The organism is Actinomadura sp. CNU-125 (genome assembly GCF_001942465.1).
In the GTDB taxonomy this organism is placed as follows: Bacteria; Actinomycetota; Actinomycetes; order Streptosporangiales; family Streptosporangiaceae; genus Spirillospora.
On the sequence record NZ_MKJY01000295.1, the window covers coordinates 1 to 6,408 of the forward strand.

A 6,408-nucleotide genomic window follows, 5' to 3' on the forward strand; every position below is an offset into this window, starting at 1 on the left:
GCGCCGGGCTGATGGTCTCGATGGCGTCGTTCGGGTTCGGACAGCCTGCTGTTCAGCGCGCTCGGCTCGTTCCTGATGATGCTGCTGTGGATCGGCGGCACCGGGCACGCGCTCGCGGCGCGGTCGAAGGTGTTCCCGAAGGAGCCGCCGCGCAACCTCGCGAACGAGCACGCCGTCGAGGTCGCCAAGTTCCGCCGGACGCTGCGCGACGAGGCCCGCGCGCTGGCCGCGCGCGACCCGGCGCTCGCGCGCGAGCTGCGCATCGGCCGTCCGGACGAGCCGCGCACCTACGACGACGGCGGCCTCGTCGACGTCAACCACGCCCCGCCGAACATCATCGCCGCGCTGCCCGGCATGACGCCCGAGCTGGCCCAGCGGGTCATCGAGCGGCGCGCGGAGACGGGCCCGTTCATCTCCGTCGAGGAGATGGTCGTGGACGCCGACCTGCCGCCCGACGTCCTCCCCCAGCTCGCCGACTTCGCGATCTTCCTGCCGTGAGGGGGGTCAGAGCGCGACCTTCAGGACGCCCGTGAGCGCGAGCTGACCGAGCGACAGCGGCACCAGCCAGGCCCAGGCGAGCTTCTGGAGCTGGTCCTCGCGCATCCGCGGGTTGGCGACGCGCAGCCAGATCACGCAGAACGCGAGCGCGGCGACCTTCAGCGTCATCCACAGCCAGCCGAGCTCGGTGTTCAGGAACGGGCCCTTCCACCCGCCGAGGAACAGGACGGCCGTCAGCGCGCAGAGCACGACGATCCCGGCGTACTCGGCGAGGATGAACAGCGCGAAGCGGAGCCCGCCGTACTCGGTGTACGGGCCGAAGATGATCTCCGAGTCGGCGACCGGCATGTCGAACGGGGGGCGGCGCAGCTCGGCCAGGCCCGCGACGAAGAACACGACGGCGCCGACGGCCTGCCACGGCAGCCACCACCAGTGCCACTCGCCGACGATGCCCTGCAGCGACAGCGTCCCGGCCGCCATCGCGACCGACGCCGCCGCGAACACCATCGGCAGCTCGTACGACATCAGCTGCGCCGCGACGCGCATCCCGCCGAGCAGCGAGTACTTGTTCGCCGACGCCCAGCCCGCCATGATCGCGCCGATCACGCCGACGCCCATCACCGCGAGCGCGAAGAACAGGCCGACGCCGAGGTCGAGCGCGACCTGACCGTCCGGCCCGATCGGGATCACGAGCAGGACCAGCAGGTACGGGACGAGCGCGACGCCGGGCGCGAGCTTGAACACCCACCGGTCGGCCGCCGCCGGGACCACGTCCTCCTTCTGCGCGAACTTCACGCCGTCGGCGACGAGCTGCGCCCACCCGTGGAACCGGCCCGCGTACATGGGGCCGAGGCGGCTCTGCATGTGCGCCATGACCTTGTGCTCGGCCTGCCCCACCAGCAGCGGCAGGACCGCGAACGCGGCGGCGACCAGCGCGAGCTTGACGACGGCCTCAAGCATCCGGGTCCCTCTCCGCCGAATCCTCCGCCGGGTCCGCCGGGTCCGTAGCCCGGTTCTTCGCCGGACGGGCGGCGCGTTCGGCGGCCTCCGCCCACGGGCCCGAGTCGGGGATCCCGGGCGGACGGATGCGGCGGCGGCTCGGCGCACCGTGTCCCGATTCGCCCGGTTCCTTCGCGCCCGGCCACGGCTTCGCGACGCGGGCCGCGAGGACGAAGTCCTTGCGCAGCGGATTGCCCTCGAAGCCGTCCGGGAGGAGGAGCGGGACGAGATGCGGGTGGCCCTCGAACGCGATGCCGAACATCTCGAACGTCTCGCGCTCGTGCCACCCCGCGCCCCGGTACACGTCCGTCGCGGTCGGCAGCACCGGCTCGTCCCGGGGGACGCGGGTGCGGACGAGGAGGTGGTGGCGGCGTTCGAGGGAGTACACGTGCGCGACGACGGCGAAGCCCTCGTCGAGTTCGTCCACGCCGGTCAGCCAGTCGAAGAAGCCGCAGGCCAGGTCGTCGCGGGCGAACGTCAGCGCGTCCGTCCACAGGTCGGGCGGGACGCCGACGGCGAGGCCGCCGAACGTCGCCTCGGTGCTGACCTCGTCGCCGAACCGTTCGCGCCAGGCGGTTTCGAGCCCGGCGGCGCCGTCCGGGGTCACCGGTCGCGGCCGATCTCGTCGTCGTGCACGATCTCGTCGTCGTGCCCGAGCTCGTCGTCGTGTCCGCCGTCGGAGAGCCCGGGGATGATCGTCGGGTCGTGGTCGCTCCGGTCCCTGGCCCGCCGGCCGGGGAGGCCGCGGCGGGGCGCGTCGTCCTCGACCACCGGCACCGGCACCGTCTCGCTGGTGTCCGGGTCGTCGACGGGCGCCACCGGGACGGTCTCGTCGGACGGCCCCGGGCCCGGCGGGACGTCCGGGGGCGCATCCGGCGGGACGTCGTCCACGGACGGCACGGGCTGCGTCTCGACGTCGGCGGCCCGCACGGCTTCGGCGTCGGACGGTCCGAGCGGCGTCGCGTCGTGCTCGTGGACCGGCGCCGGTTCGTCCACGACGAGCGGGATGGGCCCCGTGTCCTCGGTGTCCACCGACGACGGCCCGGGTTCGGGCTCGGGCTCCGGCTCGGGCACGGGAGGCGGCGGGGGCTGGAGGGGCCGGCGCAGGACGGTCGGGGACAGCGGGCGCGGCGGCGGCGGAGGCGTCACCGGGTCGCCGTCGTAGCGGTCGCCGAGGTTCTCGGCGGCGATCCGTTCCTGGAGGTGGACGATGCCGTGCAGCAGCGCCTCGGGACGCGGCGGGCAACCGGGCACGTACACGTCCACGGGGATGATCTGGTCGACGCCCTTGGTGACGCAGTAGGAGTCCCAGTAGGGGCCGCCGCAGTTGGAGCACGCGCCGAACGAGATGACGTACTTGGGTTCGGGCATCTGCTCGTACAGGCGCCGGACGGCCGGGGCCATCTTGTCGCTGACCGTGCCGGACACGACCATGAGGTCGGCCTGCCGGGGACCGGGCGCGAACGGGATGACGCCGAGGCGCATGAAGTCGTGCCGGCTCATCGAGGTGGCGATGAACTCGATCGCGCAGCAGGCGAGACCGAAGTTGAACACCCACAGGGAGTACCGGCGCCCCCAGTTGAGCACGAACTTGATCGGCTTGGGGGCGACCCGCGACAGCGGCCCCACGCCCGGCGACGGTAGATCGACAGTGCCCACGTCCTCATTGTTACAGCCCCGGACGCGTCGGGATCAGGCCCACGGGACGGTCAGACCCAGGACAGGACGCCCTTCTTCGCCGCGTAGGCGAGGCCGGTGGCGAGGAACGCCAGGAAGACGAACATCTCGCCGAGGGTCGTGAAGCCGTATCCGGGGTCGTCGAAGACGGTCGCCCAGGGGAACAGGAACACGGCGTCCACGGCGAACACGACGTACAGGTAGGCGAACACGTAGTACCGCACGTAGGAGTGCGCCCACCCCTCACCGACGGGGTCCACTCCGCACTCGTACGTCATGAGCTTCTCGGCCGTGGGACGATGCGGGCGCAACATGCGGTTCGCCGCGAGCCCTCCGGCGACGATCCCGCCCCCTACCAGGAGCAGCGCCATGACGAGCGCATACGAGTCGAAATAGTTAGGCACGACTTCCCTCCGGAGTGCGTCTCATCAAGTATCCCTGAGGACGGCCCCGGGGCGCGTGAGGGCGTAACTCCCTACCTGGAGGAGCGCAATGCCATCCTTTTACTGCACACTAGTGATGCATTGGGGTCAGTTGACCTGGAAGGACGTGACCAGATGAGCAACCCTCCTCCGCCTCCGGGCGGCTGGGAAACCCCGGGCGGTTCGTCCTGGCCGCCTCCGCCGCCGCCCGCGGGGCCCCACGGCCCCCCCGGACCTCCCGGTCCTCCCGGGGCCCCCGGTCCCGGGATGCCCGGCGGAGCGGGCGCCCCCGGAACGCCTCCCCCCTTCTTCCCCCCGCCGCCCGGTGCCCCGCTGGGCGCGGGCATGCCGCCCGCTCCGCGCAAGCGCGGCAACGGTCCGCTGATCGCGCTGCTGGTCGGCGGCGGGCTCGTCGTGGTGCTCATCGTCGCCGTGGTGGCGGTGGTGCTCGTCTCCAGCGGCGGGAAGACCCCCGAGGAGAAGCTCCGCGCGGCGGCGGACGGCCTGAGCGCCGACGCGGCCGTCGGGCTCGAAGGCGACTTCGGCGGCGGCGCCAACTCTGTCCGCGGTGAGCTGTCGATCACCAAGGGCGGGCGCGCCTACGGGGCCGTGACGTGGAACAACAGCGAGGTCACCGTGCTCGCGACCGACGGGATGCTGTTCGCCAAGGCGGGCGCGGCGTTCTGGAAGCAGCAGATCTCCGGGTCCGAAACGCCGTACTACCTGGAGGACGGCGAGCAGTGGGGCCGGCTGAACCCCGACGAGATCGACCTCAAGTTCAAGGAGGAGCTGTCGCCCGCGGCGCTGGCGGCCAAGCTGGACGCGGCCGCCGGTGGCACGGTCGACCCGGTCGAGACGAGCTGGAAGGGCACGAAGGCGCTCAAGGTCAGCACGTTCTCCTCCACCCTCTACATCAGCGACTCCGATGACCCCGAGCTGCTGCACTACGAGGCGACCACGCCGCGCGTGGCGCTGGACGTGAACACCAAGAGCTCTTCCCAGAGCGCGACGGTCGTGTCGAACATGCGCACGAGCATGGGAGAGCTGAAGGACTCGTTCAACGCGTCGGCGCGCCCGACGATCGCCGAGTGGAAGAAGGGCAACTGCCAGGACGACTCGGGCTGCACCGTGCAGGCCCAGATCCGGCCGCCGTACGGCGTCGGGACGCCCGTCAGCGTCGAGATCCAGTTCTCGCTGACGGCGAAGTCGCTGACGGGCAAGAGCCTCGGCAAGTGCAGCACCACCATCACGATCAAGACCGAGAGCCCGGTGTGGGCCAGCTGCCGGGTCAAGAGCTCCGCGTGGACGAGCTGGGCCGAGAAGACCGGCGGCACGTTCTACAAGCACGCCGACTACAAGGTGATCGGCGCCACGGCGAGCGAGGTCCAGGCGATGCAGAGCGGCCTCGACAGCGAATAGCCGGAAAACTCAAAATCGAATAGGAAAGGCCAGGTGAGGCGCGGCGAGCGCCGAACCGATCCGCGCCGGGACGCCCGGCGGCGCGGCCGTCCCGCTCCGGGAACCCGCGCCGTCGGGCATTCTTGTGCCGTGGACCTCCCTTCCTCCGAGCCCACCGATCCCGGCGCCCCCCGCACGTCTTCCGGCGCCGACCGAGCCTCCCGCCCCCGGCCGGCGGCGAGGCCGGCCCGGTGCCGCGCCGCGCTACGTGCCGGTCGCCCGGACGGGCCTCGGGCCCGCCCGGCTTCGCCGCGCCGCCCGGCGGGGACGGCCCGCGGACGGACGGCCCGCGGCCCGCCGGGCCGGTGCCCCCCGGGGTGGTGCCGGGGCGCAGCGGCAGATGACGAAGCGGAACCGGACGCTGCTGATCGCGGCGGGGGTGGCGATGGCGGCGACGGCGACGGGCGTCGCCGCGATGGGGACGGCCGCGGCGCGACGAGCAGGCCGGGCCGGTCGCGAAGCCGAGCGCGACGCCGCCGAGCGTGGTCGCTCGCGGCGGGCCGCGGCTCACCGACGGGATCGGGCTGCGGTACGCGGGGACGCTCGCGGTCGCGGGCGGGCCCGCGCGGCTGCAGCTGCGGATCAGCCCGGAGGGGTCGGCGAGCGGGACGCTGACGGCGGGGGCGCGGACCGCGCTGCTCGCGACGGTCGACGGCGTCACCTACATCAAGGCGGGGCTGGATTTCTGGCGCGCGTACGCGGCGGGAACCGAGCACCCCGAGTACTACGCGGGCGGCTGGGCGAAGGCGCCCGCGACGCTGCCCGGGGTGGACGTGGCGAAGGCGCTCGCGCCCGAGGCGGTCGCGCGGCTGCTCGCCGAGGCGTCCGCCGATCCGAAGACGGAGAAGGTCGGCGGCGTGCCCGCCCACGTGGTGCGGGCGGCGGACGCCGAGTACCTCGTCGCGGTCGCCGCACCGCACCGGCTGCTGGGCGTGCGCACGTCCGGGCGGACCGCGCTGACGCTCACGGCGCAGCCGCTCACGAACCCGGCGCCGATGTTCGAAGAGCTGCGCGCGCGCGTGAAGCGGCTGGGCGGCGCGACCGACCCGACGCTGCACTTCACGCCCGGAAAGCTGACGTTCAAGAACTGCGACCAGAACATGAACGGCTGCACCGTCCAGGTCCCGACGACGCTGTCCACCTGGGAGGGGACGATCTCGCGGGACGCGCGCGCGTCGGTGCGGGCGTCGATCACCTCGAAGGGGCGGGCGCTCGGCACGTGCTACGGGTCGGGCGCGTGCCGGACGACCGGACGGTGACGCTGAGCTGCACGGTCACCAGCAAACGGTGGCGGACGTGGATGCGCCGGCCTAGCTCACGGAACAACCCCGGCTCGTACCCGTACCAGGCGAGC

General features: G+C 72.8%; 6 protein-coding genes and 1 pseudogene. 3 read left to right on the top strand and 4 right to left on the bottom strand.

Features of this window, described 5'->3' with window-relative positions; translation table 11 throughout:
• Positions 1-75 precede the first annotated feature (75 nt).
• A complete protein-coding gene (locus BJF79_RS29430) occupies positions 76-498 on the top strand; it encodes a ComEA family DNA-binding protein (protein WP_075902250.1) in 423 nt (140 codons plus the stop codon).
• Positions 499-504: 6 nt separating this feature from the next.
• On the opposite strand, the gene BJF79_RS29435 is transcribed toward BJF79_RS29430, so the two are convergent.
• The 4 genes and pseudogenes from BJF79_RS29435 to BJF79_RS29450 form a co-directional block, all read right to left on the bottom strand.
• Positions 505-1,458, bottom strand: a complete 954-nt coding sequence (locus BJF79_RS29435) for a complex I subunit 1/NuoH family protein (RefSeq protein ID WP_075902252.1) — start codon at positions 1,456-1,458, stop codon at positions 505-507.
• Complete coding sequence (locus BJF79_RS29440) at positions 1,451-2,104, bottom strand: NADH-quinone oxidoreductase subunit C (RefSeq protein WP_083734134.1); 654 nt, start codon at positions 2,102-2,104, stop codon at positions 1,451-1,453. The genes BJF79_RS29435 and BJF79_RS29440 overlap by 8 nt, the downstream gene beginning before the upstream one ends.
• A 572-nt stretch (positions 2,105-2,676) precedes the next feature.
• A pseudogene (locus tag BJF79_RS67420) lies at positions 2,677-3,126 on the bottom strand (NADH-quinone oxidoreductase subunit B); the annotation flags it as partial.
• 80 nt (positions 3,127-3,206) lie between these two features.
• Positions 3,207-3,578, bottom strand: a complete 372-nt coding sequence (locus BJF79_RS29450; RefSeq protein ID WP_075902254.1) for an NADH-quinone oxidoreductase subunit A — start codon at positions 3,576-3,578, stop codon at positions 3,207-3,209.
• A gap of 363 nt (positions 3,579-3,941) precedes the next feature.
• Here BJF79_RS29450 and BJF79_RS29455 point away from each other — a divergent pair, with 363 nt between their 5' ends.
• The gene (locus BJF79_RS29455; protein ID WP_262402735.1) at positions 3,942-5,015 is read left to right on the top strand and encodes a hypothetical protein; all 1,074 of its coding nucleotides are present in this window, start codon (positions 3,942-3,944) and stop codon (positions 5,013-5,015) included.
• Positions 5,016-5,536: 521 nt separating this feature from the next.
• Positions 5,537-6,313, top strand: a complete 777-nt coding sequence (locus tag BJF79_RS29460) for a hypothetical protein (RefSeq protein WP_075902258.1) — start codon at positions 5,537-5,539, stop codon at positions 6,311-6,313.
• The last annotated feature ends 95 nt before the right edge of the window (positions 6,314-6,408 follow it).